The sequence below is a fragment of the Pseudomonas sp. PvP001 genome (assembly GCF_040546375.1).
Lineage (GTDB): Bacteria > Pseudomonadota > Gammaproteobacteria > Pseudomonadales > Pseudomonadaceae > Aquipseudomonas > Aquipseudomonas coleopterorum.
This window is the reverse complement of sequence record NZ_JBEPNQ010000001.1, coordinates 2828871-2848854: the sequence shown is the minus strand read 5'-3', so window position 1 is coordinate 2848854 and position 19984 is coordinate 2828871. Positions and strand designations below refer to the sequence as shown.

General features: G+C 64.1%; 16 protein-coding genes and 1 pseudogene. 8 read left to right on the top strand and 9 right to left on the bottom strand.

Annotated elements, in window-relative coordinates; genetic code table 11:
* Positions 1 to 11: 11 nt before the first annotated feature.
* From mdtD to ABMD26_RS12950, 5 genes are all read left to right on the top strand, one after another.
* Positions 12 to 1478 carry a multidrug transporter subunit MdtD gene (gene mdtD, locus ABMD26_RS12970; RefSeq protein WP_354309919.1) on the top strand — a complete coding sequence of 489 codons (1467 nt, stop codon included), beginning with the start codon at positions 12 to 14 and terminating at the stop codon, positions 1476 to 1478.
* A 115-nt stretch (positions 1479 to 1593) separates the two neighbouring features.
* The gene (dbpA, locus tag ABMD26_RS12965; protein WP_236690533.1) at positions 1594 to 2931 is read left to right on the top strand and encodes an ATP-dependent RNA helicase DbpA; all 1338 of its coding nucleotides are present in this window, start codon (positions 1594 to 1596) and stop codon (positions 2929 to 2931) included.
* Between the two features lie 141 nt (positions 2932 to 3072).
* The gene (locus ABMD26_RS12960; RefSeq protein WP_354309917.1) at positions 3073 to 4251 is read left to right on the top strand and encodes a BaiN/RdsA family NAD(P)/FAD-dependent oxidoreductase; all 1179 of its coding nucleotides are present in this window, start codon (positions 3073 to 3075) and stop codon (positions 4249 to 4251) included.
* Positions 4252 to 4508: 257 nt separating this feature from the next.
* A complete protein-coding gene (gene yccS / locus ABMD26_RS12955) occupies positions 4509 to 6698 on the top strand; it encodes a YccS family putative transporter (protein ID WP_354309914.1) in 2190 nt (729 codons plus the stop codon).
* Positions 6699 to 6742: 44 nt separating this feature from the next.
* A complete protein-coding gene (locus ABMD26_RS12950; protein ID WP_320523213.1) occupies positions 6743 to 7213 on the top strand; it encodes a GNAT family N-acetyltransferase in 471 nt (156 codons plus the stop codon).
* Here ABMD26_RS12950 and ABMD26_RS12945 read toward each other — a convergent pair.
* The 9 genes and pseudogenes from ABMD26_RS12945 to tkt form a co-directional block, all read right to left on the bottom strand.
* Entirely contained in the window at positions 7204 to 7500 is a 297-nt protein-coding gene (locus ABMD26_RS12945; protein WP_049861413.1) for a winged helix-turn-helix domain-containing protein, read from the bottom strand. The two genes, ABMD26_RS12950 and ABMD26_RS12945, sit on opposite strands and share 10 nt — an antisense overlap.
* An 11-nt stretch (positions 7501 to 7511) precedes the next feature.
* Entirely contained in the window at positions 7512 to 8012 is a 501-nt protein-coding gene (locus ABMD26_RS12940; protein WP_122742908.1) for a M48 family metallopeptidase, read from the bottom strand.
* Between the two features lie 56 nt (positions 8013 to 8068).
* Positions 8069 to 10199 (bottom strand): annotated as a pseudogene (locus tag ABMD26_RS12935) (putative bifunctional diguanylate cyclase/phosphodiesterase).
* Positions 10200 to 10425: 226 nt separating this feature from the next.
* Positions 10426 to 11490 carry a class II fructose-bisphosphate aldolase gene (gene fba / locus ABMD26_RS12930; RefSeq protein ID WP_049861417.1) on the bottom strand — a complete coding sequence of 355 codons (1065 nt, stop codon included), beginning with the start codon at positions 11488 to 11490 and terminating at the stop codon, positions 10426 to 10428.
* A 103-nt stretch (positions 11491 to 11593) separates the two neighbouring features.
* Positions 11594 to 11920: an MliC family protein gene (locus tag ABMD26_RS12925; protein WP_090361028.1), complete on the bottom strand. Its 327-nt coding sequence runs from the start codon at positions 11918 to 11920 to the stop codon at positions 11594 to 11596.
* A 47-nt stretch (positions 11921 to 11967) separates the two neighbouring features.
* The gene (locus ABMD26_RS12920; RefSeq protein WP_122742911.1) at positions 11968 to 12180 is read right to left on the bottom strand and encodes a hypothetical protein; all 213 of its coding nucleotides are present in this window, start codon (positions 12178 to 12180) and stop codon (positions 11968 to 11970) included.
* 329 nt (positions 12181 to 12509) lie between these two features.
* Positions 12510 to 13673, bottom strand: coding sequence for a phosphoglycerate kinase (locus ABMD26_RS12910; RefSeq protein ID WP_134721978.1), 1164 nt, complete (start codon positions 13671 to 13673; stop codon positions 12510 to 12512).
* A 14-nt stretch (positions 13674 to 13687) separates the two neighbouring features.
* Complete coding sequence (gene epd, locus ABMD26_RS12905; RefSeq protein WP_049861422.1) at positions 13688 to 14743, bottom strand: erythrose-4-phosphate dehydrogenase; 1056 nt, start codon at positions 14741 to 14743, stop codon at positions 13688 to 13690.
* 128 nt (positions 14744 to 14871) lie between these two features.
* On the bottom strand, positions 14872 to 16869 hold the full coding sequence (tkt, locus tag ABMD26_RS12900; RefSeq protein ID WP_354309909.1) for a transketolase: 1998 nt from the start codon (positions 16867 to 16869) through the stop codon (positions 14872 to 14874).
* 192 nt (positions 16870 to 17061) lie between these two features.
* On the opposite strand from tkt, the gene ABMD26_RS12895 reads away from it, so the two are divergent.
* The 3 genes from ABMD26_RS12895 (at position 17062) to ABMD26_RS12885 (ending at position 19929) form a co-directional block, all read left to right on the top strand.
* Positions 17062 to 18063 carry an ArsR/SmtB family transcription factor gene (locus tag ABMD26_RS12895; protein WP_354309907.1) on the top strand — a complete coding sequence of 334 codons (1002 nt, stop codon included), beginning with the start codon at positions 17062 to 17064 and terminating at the stop codon, positions 18061 to 18063.
* A 12-nt stretch (positions 18064 to 18075) separates the two neighbouring features.
* Complete coding sequence (gene metK, locus ABMD26_RS12890) at positions 18076 to 19269, top strand: methionine adenosyltransferase (protein ID WP_043192339.1); 1194 nt, start codon at positions 18076 to 18078, stop codon at positions 19267 to 19269.
* 252 nt (positions 19270 to 19521) lie between these two features.
* Positions 19522 to 19929 carry a DUF1090 domain-containing protein gene (locus ABMD26_RS12885; RefSeq protein ID WP_354309905.1) on the top strand — a complete coding sequence of 136 codons (408 nt, stop codon included), beginning with the start codon at positions 19522 to 19524 and terminating at the stop codon, positions 19927 to 19929.
* Positions 19930 to 19984 lie beyond the last annotated feature (55 nt).

Below are 19984 nucleotides of genomic sequence, written 5' to 3'. Positions count from 1 at the left end.
GCCGGCTGGCCATGAACATTCATAATCAACCTCAAACAACAAGAGGCCCCATGTCCACGCGCCCAACACTGGATCCCGTTACCGCTCGCTGGCTGCCCTGGGTCATCGCCATTGCTTTCTTCATGCAGGCCCTGGACGGCACCATCCTCAACACCGCGCTGCCGGCCATGGCCAGCGACCTGGCGGAAAACCCGTTGCGCATGCAGTCGGTGATCATCGCCTACATGCTGACGGTCGCGCTGCTGATCCCGGCTTCCGGGTGGATTTCCGACCGCTTCGGCACGCGCAAGGTGTTCTTCAGCGCCATCATGCTGTTCAGCATCGGCTCGCTGTTGTGCGCGCTGTCCCAAAGCCTGGCGATGCTGGTGGTGGCCCGGGTGATTCAGGGTCTGGGCGGTGCCCTGATGCTGCCGGTGGGGCGGCTGGTGGTGCTGCGCGCCTACCCGCGTTCGGAGCTGGTGCGCATCCTCAGCTTCATCACCGTGCCAGCGCTGCTCGGCCCCCTGCTCGGGCCGACCCTGGGCGGCTGGATGGTGGAATGGTTGAGCTGGCACTGGATCTTCCTCATCAACCTGCCGGTGGGCGCACTGGGTTGCTGGGCGGTCTGGAACCTGGTACCCGACCTGCGCGGCGCCGAACGCACGCGCTTCGACGGTATCGGCTTCCTGCTGTTCGGTGCCGCCATGGTGCTCATCACCATCGCCATGGAAGGCCTGGGCGAGCTGCACCTGCCGCACCTGCGGGTGATGCTGTTGCTGTTCGTCGGCATGGCTTGTCTGGCCGCCTACTGGCTGCGTGCAGGCAAGATCGACAACCCGCTGTTCTCGCCGAAACTGTTCCACACGCGCACCTTCGCCATCGGCATTCTGGGCAACCTGTTCGCGCGCCTGGGCAGCGGCGCCCTGCCCTTCATGGTGCCCTTGCTGCTGCAAGTGGCGCTGGGGCACTCGCCGTCGGAAGCCGGCATGAGCATGATCCCGCTGGCGGCCGCGGCCATGGTGGCCAAATCGTTTTCCCGGCCAATCATCGAGCGCTTCGGCTATCGCATCGTGCTCACCGGCAACACCCTGCTGCTGGGCCTGTTGCTGGCCAGCCTCGGCTTGGTCTCGGAAACCACCCCCTACTGGCTGCTGCTGACCCAGCTGGGCCTGCTCGGCGCGGTGAACTCGCTGCAGTTCGCGGCGATGAACACCGTGACCCTGATCGACCTGGACGACGAAAGCGCCAGCAGCGGCAACGGTCTGCTGTCGGTGGTGGCGCAGCTTTCCCTGGGCTTGGGCGTGGCCTGCGCCGGTGCTCTGCTGGGCGGTTTCACCGCGTCGTTGGGCAACGAGGGCGTGGACACGGTGCTGGGCGCCTTCCAGGCGACCTTCCTGACCATCGGCCTGATGGCAATGCTGGCCGCCGGGATCTTCGTGCAGCTGTCCGACAGCGATGGACGGCGCGCACCTCGTCAGGAACCTCCGGTTGAGCACTAAGGAGGCTTAGGGCGAAAGGTCACGGGGCTGATACACTGCGCGACATTTTGTTTTGCAGGCCCGTCCCGTGACCACCATTGCCACTGCTTTCAACACGCTGCCCCTGTCCGCCGCCATGCTGGCCAACCTGGAATCCCTCGGGTATGCCCAGATGACGCCGATCCAGGCGCAGAGTCTGCCGGTGATTCTCAAGGGCATGGACCTGATCGCTCAGGCCAAGACCGGCAGCGGCAAGACGGCCGCGTTCGGCATCGGCCTGCTGAACCCGATCAATCCGCGCTATTTCGGCTGCCAGGCGCTGATCATGTGCCCCACCCGCGAGCTGGCTGACCAAGTGGCCAAGGAGATCCGCCGCCTGGCGCGCGCCGAAGACAACATCAAGGTGCTGACCCTGTGCGGCGGCGTCTCGTTCGGCCCGCAGATCGCTTCGCTGGAGCACGGCGCGCACATCATCGTCGGCACCCCGGGACGCATCCAGCAACACTTGCGCAAGGGCTCGCTGGTGCTCGACGGGCTCAACACCCTGGTGCTCGACGAAGCCGATCGCATGCTCGACATGGGCTTCTACGACGCCATCGCCGACATCATCGAGCAGACCCCGGAACGCCGGCAGACCTTGCTGTTCTCGGCCACCTACCCGGTCGGGATCAAGCAGCTGTCGTCCAAGTTCATGCGCGATCCGCAGCAGGTGAAAGCCGAGGCCCTGCACGCCGACAGCCAGATCGAGCAGCGTTTCTACGAGATTTCGCCGGATGACCGCATGGCCGCCGTGGTGCGTGCCCTGGGTCACTTCCGCCCGCAGTCGTGCGTGGCGTTCTGCTACACCAAGCAGCAGTGCCAGGAAGTGGTCGATCACCTGACCAGCAAAGGCATCAGCGCCGTGGCGCTGCATGGCGACCTGGAGCAGCGCGACCGTGATCAGGTCCTGGCGATGTTCGCCAACCGCAGTACGTCGGTGCTGGTGGCGACCGACGTGGCTGCCCGTGGCCTGGACATCGATGCCCTGGACATGGTGATCAACGTCGAACTGGCGCGCGATTCGGAAATTCACATCCACCGTGTGGGCCGTACCGGTCGCGCCGGGGAGAAAGGTTTGGCGATCAGCTTCGTCGCCCCGGCCGAGGCGCATCGGGCGCAGGCCATCGAGCAGTTGCAGAAATCGCCACTGGCCTGGGCCGAGCTCGACAGCCTGACCTCCAAGGGCGGCGAGCCGCTGCTGCCACCGATGAGCACCCTGTGCATCGGCGCCGGGCGCAAGGACAAGGTGCGTCCGGGCGATATCCTCGGCGCACTGACCGGCGATGCGGGCATTCCCGGCACCCAGGTCGGCAAGATCGCCATTTTCGATTTCCAGGCCTACGTGGCCGTGGAACGCGGGATTGCCAAGCAGGCGCTGCAGCGTCTGAACAGCGGCAAGATCAAGGGCCGTTCGCTGCGCGTGCGGATTCTCTGACTGCAGGTCAGGCCCTTTCGCGGGCAGAGGGCTCGCCGCCCGCCCCGCTCCCACAAAGGTAGAGCCCCCCTATCGTGTGGGAGCGGGCTCTGCCCGCGAAGAGGCCATCCCTGACACCCCACGAAGCAAGAGGACCCAGCAGTGCGCTCTACCCCCGTCATCATCATCGGCGCCGGCGCCGCCGGTCTCATGTGCGCCCTGAGCGCCGCACAGCGAGGCCGTGAAGTGCTGCTGATCGACCACGCCAACAAACCAGGCAAGAAGATCCTCATGTCCGGCGGCGGTCGCTGCAACTTCACCAACATGTACACCGAACCTGCCAACTTCCTCTCGCAGAACCCGCATTTCTGCAAGTCGGCCCTGGCCCGCTACACCCAATGGGATTTCATCGCCCTGGTGGCCAAGCACGGCGTGCCCTATCACGAGAAGAAACTGGGCCAACTGTTCTGCGACAACAAGTCCAGCGACATCCTTGGCCTGCTCCTGGCCGAGTGTGAAAGCGCAGGGGTCGAGCTGCGCATTGACACCTCGGTGCAGGCCATCGAGAAAACCGCCGAAGGCTATCGCTTGCAGACTTCAATGGGGCCGTTGGCGTGCCAGTCCTTGGTGGTGGCCACCGGTGGCCTGTCGATTCCGACCCTGGGTGCCACCGGTTTCGGCTACCAGATCGCTCGCCAGTTCGGCCACAGCATCCTGCCTACCCGCGCCGGCCTGGTGCCGTTCACCATCACCGACCAGCTCAAGGAGATCTGCGCCGAGCTGTCCGGGACGTCGGTGGATTGCCTGGTGAGCTGCAACGATCAGGCGTTTCGCGAGAACCTGCTGTTCACCCATCGGGGCCTGAGCGGCCCGGCGATCTTGCAGATTTCCTCCTTCTGGCAGCCTGGCGACAGCGTCGAGATCAACCTGCTGCCCGATCACGATGCACTGGCCTGGTTGCAGCAACAGCAGGCCGAACGACCCAATTCCGAGCTCAAGACCCTGCTGGGTGAAGTCTTCACCAAGAAAATGGCCAATCTGCTGGCCGAGCACTGGTTCGTCTCCAAGCCGATGAAGCAGTACACCCCGGTCGAGTTGCAGGCGGTGGCGAACGCATTGGGCGCCTGGCAACTGGTGCCCGCCGGCACCGAAGGCTATCGCACCGCCGAGGTGACCCTGGGCGGGGTCGACACCCGCGAGGTATCGTCCAAGACGATGGAATCGTTGAAGAGCCCGGGTCTGTATTTCATCGGCGAAGTGCTCGACGTCAGCGGGCATCTGGGCGGGTTCAATTTCCAGTGGGCCTGGGCCTCGGGTTACGCAGCAGCGCAGTACGTGTAGCACGACGCCAGTGCGCAGCGCCCCCGGACGCGGCTCGCGCCGCTGCTACAGAGTCCCCCACACCCCATCGATCCGCCACCGCCCCCGTAGCAGCGGCGCAAGCCGCGTCACGACCACCGCACCCCATCGACCCACCACCGCCCCTGTAGCAGCGGCGCGAGCCGCGTCGGGGCCACCGCGCAGTACCCGTCCACCGCCGACAATGATAAATTGGCGCCGTTCATCAGCTCCCTTGCCTACAGGTCGATCCCCTCTACATGGCATCCAGGTCGTTCCGCCAATCCATGCGCCGCTTGTGGGCACTGGACAAGTTCAGCTACAGCGTACGGGTGTTCATCGCCCTGTCCGGCAGCATGGCGCTGTGCTGGTATGAAAACGAAATGCGCCTGCTGGTCCCGCTGTTCCTGGGCATCATCGCCTGTGCCCTGGCCGAGACCGACGACAACTGGCAAGGCCGCATCCGCGCCCTGGCGGCCACGCTGACCTGCTTCACCGTCGCTGCCTTCTCCGTCGAGCTGCTGTTCCCCTACCCCTATGTGTTCGTCACGGCCCTGGCCGTGGCCAGCTTCGCCCTGACCATGCTCGGCGCGCTGGGCGAACGCTACGGAGCGATCGCCTACGCCACGCTGATCCTCTCGGTCTACACCATGATCGGCGTCGACCAGCGCGGTGGCGAGGTCAGCAATCTGTGGCGCGAGCCGTTGCTGCTGGTCGCCGGTGCCGCTTGGTACGGCCTGTTGTCGGTGCTATGGCAGGTGCTGTTTTCCAACCAGCCGGTGCAACAGGCCCTGGCGCGGCTGTTCAGCGAACTGGGACAGTACCTCAAGCTCAAGGCGAGCCTGTTCGAACCGATTCGCCAACTGGATGTGGAGGCCCGCCGTCTGGAGCTGGCCAAGCAGAACGGTCGAGTCGTGGCCGCGCTCAACGCCGCCAAGGAAATCATCCTGCACCGGGTCGGCAACGGCCGCCCCGGCTCCAAGGTCAGCCGCTACCTGAAGCTGTATTTCCTCGCCCAGGACATTCACGAACGCGCCAGCTCCTCTCACTATCCGTACAACGCCCTGGCCGAGGCGTTCTTCCACAGCGACGTCCTGTTCCGCTGCCAGCGCCTGCTGCGCCAGCAAGGTGTTGCCTGTCAGCGCTTGGGCGAGTCGATCCAGTTGCGTCAGCCGTTCATCTACGACGACAGCTTCGCCGAAGCACTGAGCGACCTGCACGCCTCGCTCGAACACCTGCGCATCCAGAGCAATCCCGCCTGGCGCGGTCTGCTGCGATCGCTGCGCGCGCTGGCCGCCAACCTCGGCACCCTCGACCGACTGCTCAGCGACGCCGGCAACCCCGACCGTCTCGCCGACGCCCGCGACAGCAGCCTGCTGGACCGCTCCCCGCATACCCTCAAGGACTTCTGGGGCCGCATTCGGCAGAACCTCACGCCCACTTCGCTGCTGTTCCGCCACGCCCTGCGCCTGCCCCTGGCGCTGGTGATCTGCTATGCCATGGTCCATCTGATCCACCCCAGCCAGGGCTACTGGATCATGCTGACCACCCTGTTCGTGTGCCAGCCCAGCTACGGCGCCACCCGACGCAAGCTGGGCCAGCGCATCATCGGCACCGCCATCGGCCTGACCGTGGGCTGGGCGTTGTTCGATCTGTTCCCCAGCCCCATCGTGCAATCGCTGTTCGCCATCGGCGCCGGCCTGGTGTTCTTCGTCAACCGCACCACGCGCTACACCCTGGCCACGGCGGCCATCACGCTGATGGTGCTGTTCTGCTTCAACCAGACCGGCGACGGCTACGGCCTCTTTCTGCCGCGCCTGTTCGACACCCTGCTCGGCAGCCTGATCGCCGGCCTTGCAGTGTTCCTGTTCCTGCCCGACTGGCAGGGCCGCAAACTGAACAAGGTGCTGGCCAATACCCTGACCTGCAACAGCATCTACCTGCGCCAGATCATGCAGCAGTACGCCAACGGCAAGAGCGACGACCTCGCCTACCGCCTGGCCCGGCGCAACGCGCACAACGCCGACGCCGCGCTCTCCACCACCCTGGCCAACATGCTCATGGAGCCGGGGCACTTCCGCAAGGAAGCCGACGTCGGCTTCCGCTTCCTGGTGCTGTCGCACACCCTGCTCAGCTACCTGTCCGGACTGGGCGCGCACCGTGGCACCGAGTTGCCAGCCGAGGCGCGTGAGCAACTGATCGGCGAGGCCGGCGAAAGCCTGGCGCTCAGCATCGATGAAATCGCCACAGGCCTGGCCACGCGTGAACCGGTGCAGGTGCAAAGCGACAGCGAGGAAGCGCTGGCCGACACGCTGGAGCAGATGCCCGACGAGGTCGACGAAGGACAGCGCCTGGTGCAGACCCAACTGGCGCTGATCTGTCGTCAACTGGGGCCGTTGCGAACCCTGGCCGCACACCTGATCAAAGGGCCGACCGCAGTCGTCACCTGATGGCGCTGCGGCTTGCCGGAATCGAAACACCGAACGAGGTAAACATGGCCATCGAATGGACGTGCATGCACCACCGCGAGCTGGATATCCACCAGCTGTACGAAATCCTGCGCCTGCGCAGCGAGGTCTTCGTGGTCGAGCAGCAATGCCCCTATCAGGACGTCGACGGGCAGGATCTGCACGCCGACACCTGCCATCTGCTGGGCCGGGACAACGGGCAACTGGTGGCCTACCTGCGTCTGCTCGACCCGTCGACCCAGGACGGCGACGTGGTGATCGGCCGGGTGATCACCGCCGCATCGGCTCGCGGCACCGGACTGGGCCACGCGCTGCTGACCCACGCACTGGAACAGGCCGCCCAACGCTGGCCACGCGTGCCGATCCAGCTATCGGCCCAGGCCCACCTGCAGGGCTATTACGGCCGCTACGGTTTCATCGCCCAAGGCCAGGAATACCTGGAGGACAACATCCCGCACATCGCCATGCGGCGCGAGGTCGAGGCTGCTCAGGGGTAACCGAGCACCTGGCGGATCTGGCCCAGGTTCTGGCCGATCCATTCACGGTCGATCGCACCCCATTGCCGGATCACATAGCGACCGATGTGGTTGCGCTCGCCGTCCTGTTGCTCGAACTCACAGGCAATGTCCAGATCGGCGAGCGCCGCAATGGTGTCCTGAGCGGTGCGCCGAGGCATGCCGGTCGCCTCGATGAGGGCCGGCACGGTGGCCGCCTGGCCACTGTCAATCAGCCAGGCCACATAGAGCCGGCGGTAGAAACTGCTGCGGGTCTTGCTGACTTGCATGGGAATATCCTTCACGTCGCGGGGGGCAGATCACGGTAGGTCAGGTAGACGCGCAGGTCGAATTCCAACTGGTGATAACCGGGCAGCATGTGCTCGCACAGTTGGTAGAACGCCTTGTTGTGGTCACTCTCGCGAAAGTGCGCCAGCTCGTGCACCACGATCATTTCGAGAAACTGCGGCGCCGCGTCCTTGAACAATGAAGCGATGCGGATTTCCTTCTTGGCCTTGAGCTTGCCGCCCTGCACCCGCGACACCGCCGTGTGCAGGCCCAGCGCGCGGTGCGTGAGGTCCAGGCGGTTGTCGAACAGCACCTTGTCGATGGCCGGTGCGTTGCGCAAGTGCGCCTGCTTCAAGGCCACGGCATAGTTGTACAGCGCCTTGTCGCTCTGCACGGCGTGACGATCGGGGTAACGCTGGCCGAGATAGTCCGCCAGCTGCCCGCGCTCGATCAGTTGCCGTACCTGCTCCTGCAGTGCGGGTGGGTAGGCTTGCAGGTACTTCAGCGCGCTCATGGTGCCCGTTTCGACTTGAGAAAGGCGACCAGTGTAACGCCTGCCCGGTGCCGGCGTCACACCGCCGCCGGCTGCACGCCCGCGCTGACCAATGGAAAATCGCTGGCGGCCTGTGCGGTCAACGGCCGGGCAATGACAAAGCCCTGGATCCACTCGCAGCCGGCAGCGCGCAGCCACCGACATTGCTCGGCGGTCTCCACGCCTTCGGCGATCACCGTGATGTCGAAAGCATTGCAGGCCTGGATCACGCTGCGCGCGAAGACACCGTCAGGGTGCGAGTCGGGCAACTTGGCAATCAGGTGACGGTCCAGCTTGAGCGTGTCGATGGGCAGATCGCGCAGCAGCTTCAGCGAACACGGGCCGGTGCCGAAGTCGTCCAGGGCGATGCGCACGCCCAGGTTGCGCAGTTGGTGCAGCTGTGCGGTGGCCTGGGCCAGGTTGTGCATCAGGGAGGACTCCACCACTTCCACTTCGAGCTGCTGCGGGCGCAAGCCGTGCAAGGCGATGGCGCGCTGCAGCTCGGAGACCAGATTGGGCATGGCGAACTGGGCATTGCTCAGGCTGATGCTGAGCACCAGCTCGTCGGGAAAGCGGCGGGACCAGGCCCGACGCTGGGCGGCGCCCTCGGTGTAGATCCAGCTCGACAGGCGGCTGATCAACCGCGCCTGTTCGAGCAGGGGAATGAACAGCCCCGGCTGCACGTCGCCAACACTGGGATGGCACCAGCGCAACAGCGCTTCGAAACCACGCAGACGACCGTCGAGCAGCGACACCTGCGGCTGGTAGACCAGGCTGAAATCGCGGTTCTCGATGGCTTCGCCGACACTGGTTTCCAGCAGCAGACGCGATCGCGCCCGACCGTTCAAATCCTGGTCGTAGTAACGGTATTGCTGACGGCCCGCCTGCTTTGCGGCATACATGGCAATGTCGGCGGCGCGCAGCAGGCTGTCCAGGTTGGTGCCGCATTCGGGATAGGTGGCGATGCCGATGCTCACGCCCAGATTGATGTCCACCCCGTCCACGGTCTGTTCCATGGCGATGCGTTCCATGAGCTTTTCGGCCACCTTGGCGGCCTGCTCGGGGTAGTCGAGGTTATCCAGCAGCGCGGTGAATTCGTCACCGCCCAGGCGGGCCACCACGTCGAAGGGGCGCAGCACGGCCTTGATCTGTTCGGCCACCCAGCGCAAGGCTCGATCGCCAGCGTCATGGCCATGGCGATCGTTGATCCGCTTGAAACCGTCCATGTCCAGATACAGCAAGGCCTGGGCCTTTTCCGCGCGCTCGTTGCGCACCAGCGCACTCTCCACCGCCTGATAGAAGCCACGGCGGTTGAGCAGCCCGGTCAACGGGTCAGTGACCGCCTGGTATTCGAGCTGCTGGTGCAGGCTGCGCACCACCGACATGTCCAGAATCGTCACCACCATCGCACGCTGCTCGCCGGGCAACGGCGCGCACGACAAGGCCACCGGCAGTTGCTGGCCATTGGCCGTGCGCATCAGCCCGTCGTGTACGCGGTAGGTCGTACGCGTGTTGTAGGCGCGGTAGAAGTCGGACTCGAACCACTCGGGGACCTGCGGCTTGTGCAGGTGATCGGCCAGCACGGTGCACTGCAGTTGCTCGACACTGGCACCCAGCAGGCGCGAGATGGCCGGGTTGGCGAAGGTGATCAATCCTTGATCATTGACCACCAGAATGCCTTCCCCGGCGTTTTCGAGGACCGAGGCGTTGAAGGCGCGAGCCGTTTCAAGATCCCGACTCAAGCGCTGCAAGTCGCGTCGGTTGCGCTGCTGCTCGAGCAGTGCCTGGACCTTGGGCCGCAGAATCTGCGGATCGAACGGCTTTGAACAGATAGTCCACCGCGCCCGTGGCGTAGCCCTTGAGCACGGCGGCCTGCGACTGCTCGTTGGCGGTCAGGAAGATGATCGGGGTCAGGCGCGTACGCTGGCTGCCGCGCATCAGGCGCGCCACTTCGAAACCGTCCATGCCGGGCATCTGCACGTCCAGCAGAACCAGATCGACCTCATGCTCCAGGAGCTTGCCCAGCGCTTCCACACCGGAAGCGGCAGTGATCACCTGCCAGTCCTGGCGCTCGAGCAGAGCTCTCATGCTCAGCAGGTTTTCCGGGTAATCGTCGACCACCAACAACGTAGAACCGCCGTCCGTGGACGGATAAAGGGCGCATTCCATGCTACTACTCGTTCAGACGGGGCTTGATCCGGAGGTATCCGGAAAATTCATGCATCACTTTAGACGGGCGCCGCACAAAGCTGTAGGACAATTTCCAGGTGTTTGCGGCATGGACCGATATCGGCCGATGGACGGCGCGTCTGGTGCAGGGACCGTGGAGCTCGCGAAACACCCGGCCAAAACGAAAGAACCCGCCAATAGGCGGGTTCTCTGGTCGCGATGACGCTTAGTTGACCTTGGCGTTCAACTCGCCGCTGGCATAGCGCTGGAACATGCCTTCCAGGGAGATCGGCTTGATCTTGGAGGCATTACCCGCGGTGCCGAACGCTTCGTAGCGCGCGATGCACACGTCACGCATGGCTTTCACGGTTTCGGCGAAATACTTGCGTGGGTCGAACTCGGCCGGGTTCTGCGCCATGAAGCGGCGAATCGCACCGGTGGAGGCCAGACGCAGGTCGGTATCGATGTTGACCTTGCGCACGCCGTACTTGATGCCCTCGACGATTTCCTCAACCGGCACGCCGTAGGTTTCCTTGATGGCGCCACCGTACTCGTTGATGATCGCCAGCCATTCCTGAGGTACCGACGAGGAGCCGTGCATCACCAGGTGAGTGTTGGGAATGCGCGCATGGATCGCCTTGATGCGGTCGATGGCCAGGATGTCGCCAGTAGGCGGCTTGGTGAACTTGTAGGCGCCGTGGCTGGTGCCGATGGCGATGGCCAAGGCGTCGACCTGAGTCTTGGCGACGAAGTCAGCCGCTTCTTCCGGGTCGGTCAGCATCTGGCTGTGGTCCAGGATGCCCTCGGCACCCACGCCGTCTTCTTCACCGGCCTGGCCGGTTTCCAGCGAACCCAGGCAGCCCAGCTCGCCCTCTACCGACACGCCGCAGGCGTGGGCGAAGGAAACGGTCTGCGAGGTCACGCGCACGTTGTAGTCGTAGTCGGTCGGGGTCTTGCCGTCGGTGCCCAGCGAGCCGTCCATCATCACCGAGCTGAAGCCCAGCTGGATCGAACGCTGGCAGATGTCCGGGCTGGTGCCGTGGTCCTGGTGCATGCATACCGGGATGTGCGGGAATTCCTCGATCGCCGCCAGGATCAGGTGGCGCAGGAATGGGGCACCGGCGTATTTGCGGGCGCCGGCCGAGGCCTGGACGATGACGGGGGAGTCGGTCTTGTCGGCCGCTTCCATGATGGCGCGCATTTGCTCGAGGTTGTTGACGTTGAAAGCTGGTACGCCATAGCCGAATTCGGCGGCGTGATCCAGCATCTGCCGCATGCTGATAAGTGCCATTGTTATGTGTCTCCCGGTTCAGGGTCGTTGATCGTTGCAGCTCACCGCAGGCGGCCGCTATTGAAGTAATGCCTATCATCGGGCAGGCCCTGGGGCCCAGCCGTCACGGAGCCTTGCAACCCCGGCCAATCAAATCGTCGGTGGCGACCCAGTACACCAGGCCTTCGTCACCTTTCTTGTGGAACGCCAGCACGCCATCGCTGAACAATTCACCTTCGGCACCGGCCTGAGGGGTCAACGCATACTCCTTGTCGCTGCCCGCCAGGCGCACTTGCATCGCGCTCTTGTCGGCGGCGCTGTAGCGCCATTGCACATCGACTTGGCTGTCACATTGCCAGCGTGTCCAATTAGGGGACACCGGCATCTGTTTGTCCATATAGGCGCAGCCGGAGAGGAGCGCCAAGACCATTATCGCCATACCGCCTTTCATTCATATACCTCGAAGCGCGGGGCACTGCTGCCCCATGCAGCACTGGCTCAGGCCCCACAATCCTGCGCCGTGTTCTGAGTACTGGCCGGCGCGCCCGTGGAGTTGGTCTGCACGCGCTGATCATCCTGTGTGGTCGGCGTGACCACTGCCGCCGGGCTGAACACTTCACAGGCGCTGCCTGCGCCGGAACTCATGCAGCCGCTGGACAGCACCGCTGCCAGCAGGGTGGCCGAACCGAATGTCGCGGAACCGATCTTCATGGTGAACTCCTTGTGCCAAAGGCGGTGATAATCGTGAAACTCACCACAGAAGACCGCTGGCGAGCACCTTTGGTTGCCCTCAAGGACAACCGGGTGCCTGCGCCTGCTGTTCCGGCTCGTAGCGCTCCAGCGCCTCGGGCCCCATGCGTTTGCCCACCACCGGGATGCTTTCGGGCTTGCCACTGCGACTGCGAACAGCCTCCAGGGGTCGCTGCCGGCTCGTCGTCAACCGAGGTTGCCGGCGCACCGGAACAACCGGCCAGCAGACCGATCAGCAATGCCAGGGTGGCAGCCTTGAGCATCCGTTTCTCCTCGAAACTCACAGGGCATCAGGCCTTGGCACGCTGTTCCAGCATTTCCACGGCCGGCAGGACCTTGCCCTCGACGAATTCGAGGAACGCACCGCCGCCGGTCGAAATGTAGGAAATGTCTTCAGCGACGCCGTACTTGTCGATGGCCGCCAGGGTGTCACCGCCACCAGCGATGGAAAAGGCCGGGCTCTGCGCGATCGCCTTGGCCAGCACCTGGGTACCGTTGCCGAACTGATCGAACTCGAACACACCTACCGGGCCGTTCCACAGGATGGTCTTGGACGATTTGAGCAGTTCGGCGAACTGTTCGGCGGTCTGTGGGCCGATATCGAGGATCATGTCGTCATCGGCCACATCGGCGATGAGCTTGACCGTGGCTTCGGCGCTTTCGGCGAACTCCTTGGCCACCACCACGTCGACCGGCAACGGCACGCTGACCTTGGCGGCGATGGCGCGCGCGGTATCCAGCAGGTCAGGCTCGTACAGCGACTTGCCGACCTTGTGCCCGGCCGCGGCCAGGAAGGTGTTGGCGATGCCACCGCCGACGATCAACTGATCGCAGATGGCGCTGAGGCTGTTGAGCACGTCCAGCTTGGTCGACACCTTGGAACCGGCGACGATGGCCGCCATCGGCTTGGCCGGGGCACCCAGCGCCTTGCCCAAGGCCTCCAGTTCGGCGGCCAGCAGCGGACCGGCAGCGGCCACCTTGGCGAACTTGGCCACGCCATGGGTGGAGCCCTCGGCGCGGTGCGCGGTGCCGAACGCGTCCATCACGAACACGTCGCACAGGTCGGCGTACTTCTGCGCCAGCTCATCGGCGTTCTTCTTTTCACCCTTGTTGAAGCGCACGTTCTCGAACAGCACGACAGAGCCAGGCTCGACCTGAACGCCATCGAGGTAGTCGGCCACCAGCGGCACATCGCGGCCCAGTGCCTTGCTCAGGTACTCGGCGACCGGCTTGAGGCTGTTCTCGGCCGAGAACTCGCCCTCGGTGGGCCGGCCCAGGTGCGAGCAGACCATTACCGCTGCGCCCTTCTCAAGGGCCAGCTTGATGGTGGGCAACGAGGCGACGATGCGCGCGTCGCTGGTTACCTTGCCATCCTTGACGGGCACGTTGAGGTCTTCGCGAATCAATACGCGCTTACCTTGCAGGTCGAGGTCGGTCATCTTCAACACGGTCATTGCGTTCAGTCCTTTCAAGCTCGTTTGGAATTGTTCATGACGCGCAGGTAATGCCCCGCGACGTCGAGCATACGATTGGCGAAGCCCCACTCGTTGTCGAACCAGGCCAGCAGGTTCACTAGGCGCGGCCCGGATACACGGGTCTGGCTGGCATCGACGATGGCCGAATGGGGGTCGTGGTTGAAATCACAACTGGCGTGCGGCAGTTCAGTGTAGGCCAGTAGACCTTGCAGCGGGCCGCTGCCTGCGGCTTCTCGCAGAACCCGGTTGACCTCGACGGCACAGGTGTCGCGCGCCATCTGCAGGGTAATGTCCAGGCATGACACGTTGACGGTCGGCACGCGCACAGCTTTGGCCTGGATTCGGCCGGCAAGTTCCGGCAACAGGCGTTCGATACCGCGGGCCAGGCCGGTAGAAACCGGAATGACCGACTGGAAGGCCGAGCGCGTGCGGCGCAGGTCTTCGTGGTGATAGGCATCGATCACCGGCTGGTCGTTCATGGCCGAGTGAATGGTGGTGATGGACACGTATTCCAGGCCAATGGCCTGATCCAGCAGGCGCAGCAGCGGCACGCCGCAATTGGTGGTGCAGGACGCGTTGGACACCAGCTTTTCGTGCCCGGTGAGGCAGTCCTGGTTGATGCCGAACACGATGGTGGCATCGACATCGGCCTCGCTGGCCATGGGCTGGGAAAACAGCACGGCCGGTGCCCCAGCTGCCAGGAAACGCTGACCGTCGGCACGGGTGTTGTAGGCCCCGGAGCATTCGAGCACCAGGTCGATGTCCAGCGCAGCCCAGTCGATCGCCTCGGGCGTGGCGCTGCGGATGACCCGTATGGGGCGCCCGTTGATCAACAGATGGTCGGCTTCGACCGTGACTTCACCGGGAAAACGTCCGTGGGTCGAATCGAAGCGCGTGAGGTATTCGAGACTGGCCATGTCGGCCAGGTCGTTGATCGCCACTACCTCGAAGTCAGCCTGCGCGCCGCGCTCGCACAACGCACGCAGCACGCAGCGGCCAATCCGGCCGTAACCGTTGAGGGCGACTCTGTAGGGGCGTTTCTGAGACATGGAGAGTTACGCCTGAAGTCATTCAGATCATGTGGGAGCGGGTTCTACCCGCGAAGAGGACACTGCGGCAGCACATGACTGCGTGTTGTGTTCTTCGCGGGTAGAACCCGCTCCCACAGGGGTGTGGATCAGTCTTCGAGCAATTCTTCGGCGGTGGCCAGGATGTTCTCCAGGGTGAAGCCGAACTCTTCGAACAGCGCCGGTGCCGGTGCCGACTCGCCGAAGCTGGTCATGCCGATCACCCGACCTTCCAGTCCCACGTACTTGTACCAGTAGTCGGCGTGCGCAGCCTCGATGGCGATGCGCGCGCTGACCTGCAGCGGCAGGACCGATTGCTTGTAGCCTGCATCCTGCGCGTCGAACACGCTGGTGCACGGCATCGACACGACGCGCACGTTGCGGCCCTGTTCGGTCAGCTTGTCGAAGGCTTTGACGGCCAGGCCCACTTCGGAACCGGTGGCGATCAGAATCAGCTCAGGCTCGCCAGCGCAATCCTTGAGCACGTAACCGCCACGAGTGATGTCGGCCAACTGGGCCTGATCGCGGGCCTGGTGATCGAGGTTCTGACGCGAGAAGATCAGCGCCGACGGACCGTCGTTGCGCTCCAGGGCAAATTTCCATGCTACCGCCGACTCGACCGCATCGGCAGGACGCCAGGTGTCGAGGTTCGGGGTGCAGCGCAGGCTCGCCAGCTGTTCGATCGGCTGGTGGGTCGGGCCATCTTCGCCCAGACCGATGGAGTCGTGGGTGAACACGTAGATCACGCGCTTCTTCATCAGCGCCGACATGCGTACCGCGTTGCGGGCGTATTCCATGAAGATCAGGAAGGTCGCGCCGTATGGCACGAAGCCGCCGTGCAGGGCGATCCCGTTCATGATCGCACTCATGCCGAATTCGCGCACGCCATAATAGATGTAGTTGCCGGCGGCGTCATCCGCTTCGACACCCTTGCAGCCTTTCCACAGGGTCAGGTTCGAACCGGCCAGGTCGGCCGAGCCGCCGAGGATCTCAGGCAGCAACGGACCGAAGGCATTCAATGCGTTCTGGCTGGCCTTGCGGCTGGCGATGGTCTCGCCCTTGGCGGCCACTTCGGCGATGTAGGCGCTGGCCTTTTCGGAGAAGTCGGCAGGCAGCTCGCCACTCATGCGGCGCACGAATTCGTTGGCCAGTTCAGGGTAGGCAGCGGAATAGGCGGCGAAGCGCTGGTTCCACTCGGCTTCCAGGGCTACGCCGGCTTCCCTGGCGTCCCATTCCTTGTAGATGTCGGCCGGGATTTCGAACGGGCCGTGGTTCCACTTCAATGCTGCGCGGGTCAGGGCGATTTCCTCGGCACCCAGTGGCGCGCCGTGGCAGTCTTCCTTGCCCTGCTTGTTCGGCGAGCCGAAACCGATGGTGGTCTTGCAGCAGATCAGCGTCGGCTGCTCGCTCTTGCGGGCGGTTTCGATGGCGGTCTTGATTTCGTCCGCATCGTGACCGTCGACGTTGCGAATCACCTGCCAGCCGTAGGCTTCGAAGCGTTTCGGCGTGTCGTCGGTGAACCAGCCTTCGACTTCGCCGTCGATGGAAATGCCGTTGTCATCGTAGAAGGCGATCAGCTTGCCCAGGCCCAGGGTGCCGGCCAGCGCACTCACCTCGTGGGAGATGCCTTCCATCATGCAGCCGTCGCCAAGGAACACGTAGGTGTTGTGGTCGACGATCTTGTGGCCGTCGCGGTTGAACTGCGCTGCCAGCACTTTTTCCGCGAGCGCAAAACCTACCGCGTTGGCCAGGCCTTGGCCCAATGGACCGGTGGTGGTCTCGACGCCTGGGGTGTAGCCGTACTCGGGGTGACCCGGCGTGCGGCTGTGCAACTGGCGGAAGTTTTTCAGGTCTTCGATGCCCAGGTCATAGCCGGTGAGGTGCAGCAGCGAATAGACCAGCATCGAGCCATGACCGTTGGACATGACGAAACGGTCGCGGTTGGCGAACGCCGGGTTGGCCGGGTTGTGCTTGAGGAAGTCACGCCACAGTACTTCGGCGATATCCGCCATACCCATGGGGGCACCTGGGTGACCGCTGTTGGCTTTTTGCACGGCATCCATGCTCAGTGCACGAATGGCATTGGCGCGCTCACGACGGCTGGGCATCGCTTATCTCCTGGGGTCTGTGTAGGCAGGGATACAACAAAGGAGGGCATTTTCCCCCACCGGCAGGGGGTTGGGCAATCGGACATTTACCCTGAGCGGCAATTGCCGGCCAATGAACCTGCCGAAGCAATATCAAAACTTTTTGATATTGGTCTTGCGACGCCGCCCGTCGCTCTCTAGACTGCCAAGCCTATGAACCTTCGTGCCCCTGCGTTCGACCATCAGGCAAGTGACGATCTGGCTGCCCTGTGCAAAGCCGGTGGCGACCCCCTGCGTCTGAACGTGCTGCGCGCGCTGGCCAGCGATTCGTTCGGCGTGCTGGAACTGGCGCAGATCTTCGCGGTGGGCCAGTCGGGCATGAGCCATCACCTCAAGGTGCTCGCCCAGGCCGACCTGGTGGCCACGCGGCGCGAAGGCAACGCGATTTTCTATCGTCGTGCCCTGCCCAACGGTCGCGTGCTGGGCGGACGCCTGCACAGCGCCCTGCTCGAGGAAGTCGACGGATTGAGCCTGCCGGCCGAGGCGCAGGCGCGCATGGCCGTGGTGCAGCGCCAGCGCGCCGCGGCCAGCGAAGATTTCTTTTCGCGCATGGAAGAGAAGTTCCGCGCCCAGCAGGACCTCATCGCCGGCCTGCCGCAGTACCGCGAAAGCCTGCTGGCCCTGCTCGACAAACTGAGCTTCGCCCACCAGGCCAGCGCTCTGGAAGTGGGTCCGGGCGATGGCGGCTTCCTGCCCGAACTGGCCCGACGCTTTGCCCAGGTCACGGCGCAGGACAACAGCCCGGCCATGCTCGAACTGGCTCGCCAAGTCTGCCTGCGCGAGCACCTGAGCAACGTACGCCTGGAACTGGCCGATGCCTTGGCCCCCACCAGCCTGCGCGCCGACTGCGTGGTGCTGAACATGGTTCTGCACCATTTCAGCGACCCGGCTCAGGCGCTTGGCCATCTGGCGCAGCGGGTGCAGCCAGGCGGCAGCCTTTTGGTAACAGAGTTGTGCAGCCACAATCAGAGTTGGGCCAAAGAGGCCTGCGGTGATCTCTGGTTGGGGTTCGAACAGGAAGATCTGGCCCGTTGGGCCATCGCTGCGGGGCTTGTTCCCGGAGAGAGCCTCTACGTGGGCTTACGTAATGGTTTCCAGATTCAGGTCCGCCATTTCTCGCGGCCGGCTGGCGACACTCACCATCGGTCAATTTAGGAAACCGTCGAGATGAGCGAATACTCCCTTTTCACCTCCGAGTCCGTCTCCGAAGGACACCCGGACAAGATCGCCGACCAGATTTCCGACGCGGTGCTGGACGCCATCATCACCCAGGACAAGTTCGCCCGCGTGGCCTGCGAAACCCTGGTCAAGACCGGCGTGGCGATCATCGCCGGCGAAGTCAGCACGTCGGCCTGGGTCGACCTGGAAGACATCGTGCGCAAGGTCATCGTCGACATCGGCTACAACAGCTCCGATGTCGGCTTCGACGGTGCCACCTGTGCGGTCATGAACATCATCGGCAAGCAGTCGGTGGACATCGCCCAGGGCGTGGACCGCAGCAAGCCGGAAGACCAGGGCGCTGGCGACCAGGGCCTGATGTTCGGTTATGCCAGCAACGAAACCGACGTGCTGATGCCTGCCCCGATCTGCTTCTCGCACCGCCTGGTCGAGCGCCAGGCCGAAGCGCGCAAGTCCGGCCTGCTGCCGTGGCTGCGCCCCGATGCCAAGTCCCAGGTGACATGCCAGTACGAAGGCGGCAAGGTCGTGGGTATCGATGCCGTGGTGCTGTCGACCCAGCACAACCCGGACGTGTCGTACAACGACCTGCGCGAAGGCGTCATGGAGCTGATCGTCAAGCACGTGCTGCCGGCCGAGCTGCTGCACAAGGACACCCAGTTCCACATCAACCCCACCGGCAACTTCATCATCGGTGGCCCGGTGGGTGACTGCGGCCTGACCGGGCGCAAGATCATCGTCGACAGCTACGGCGGCATGGCTCGCCACGGCGGCGGCGCCTTCTCCGGCAAGGACCCGTCCAAGGTCGACCGCTCGGCCGCCTACGCCGGTCGCTATGTGGCCAAGAACATCGTCGCCGCCGGTCTGGCCGAGCGGTGCGAGATCCAGGTGTCCTACGCCATCGGCGTGGCCCAGCCAACGTCGATCTCGATCAACACCTTCGGCACCGGCAAGATCAGCGACGAGCAGATCGTCAAGCTGGTGCGCGCGCACTTCGACCTGCGCCCGTATGCCATCACCACCATGCTCGACCTGCTGCACCCGATGTACCAGGCCACCGCTGCCTACGGCCACTTCGGCCGTGCGCCGGTGGAAATGACCGTCGGCGACGACACCTTCACCGCGTTCACCTGGGAGCGCACCGACCGTGCCGCCGCCCTGCGCGATGCTGCCGGCCTGAAATAAGCGCCTCGCAGCACTCCGTAAAAAGCCCCGGCCGGGTGACTGGCCGGGGCTTTTTTTCGTGTCGGCGCCAACGCTCCGGAACTGGCCAGGACGCGATCGCTTTGACCTGACTGGCAAAAGGTCCTTCAATAGGTGGATCACGTCGCCGGCGACTGCACCGTCTCGATCTATCCAGCCGTGAATAAGACGCGTCCTACAGACAGCTACTTCAATTCATCGTCAACTATTCAGAATCATCTTCTCGGAGTCACCATGAACAAGTTTTCCTCGCTGTGCGCCGTACTGGTCGCCGGTGTACTGGCCGGCCCGGCGATCGCAGCGCCCTCCGCTCCCGCCTCGGCCCCTGCAGCCACCGGCTGCGCCGCCAAGCAGCAGCATGTACAGGCGCAGATCGACATCGCCAAGGCCAACGGCAATCAGAACCAGGTCGATGGGCTGAGCACCGCGCTACGGGAGATCCAGAACAACTGCACCGAAAACGGACTGCGCAAGGAGCGTGAGGGCAAGGTGCTCGATGCCAAGCGCGAAGTCAGCAAGCGCCAGAGCGATCTGGACAAGGCCATGAAGAAAGGCGATTCGGAGAAGATCAATAAGCGCAAGGACAAACTTGCCGAAGCCCGCAAGGAGCTGCAAGACGCCATGGATGAGTTAGACAAGTAACGAGCATCCGGCGGCGCGTCATATCGATGACCCGTCGCCACTGCCGCACCCTGTT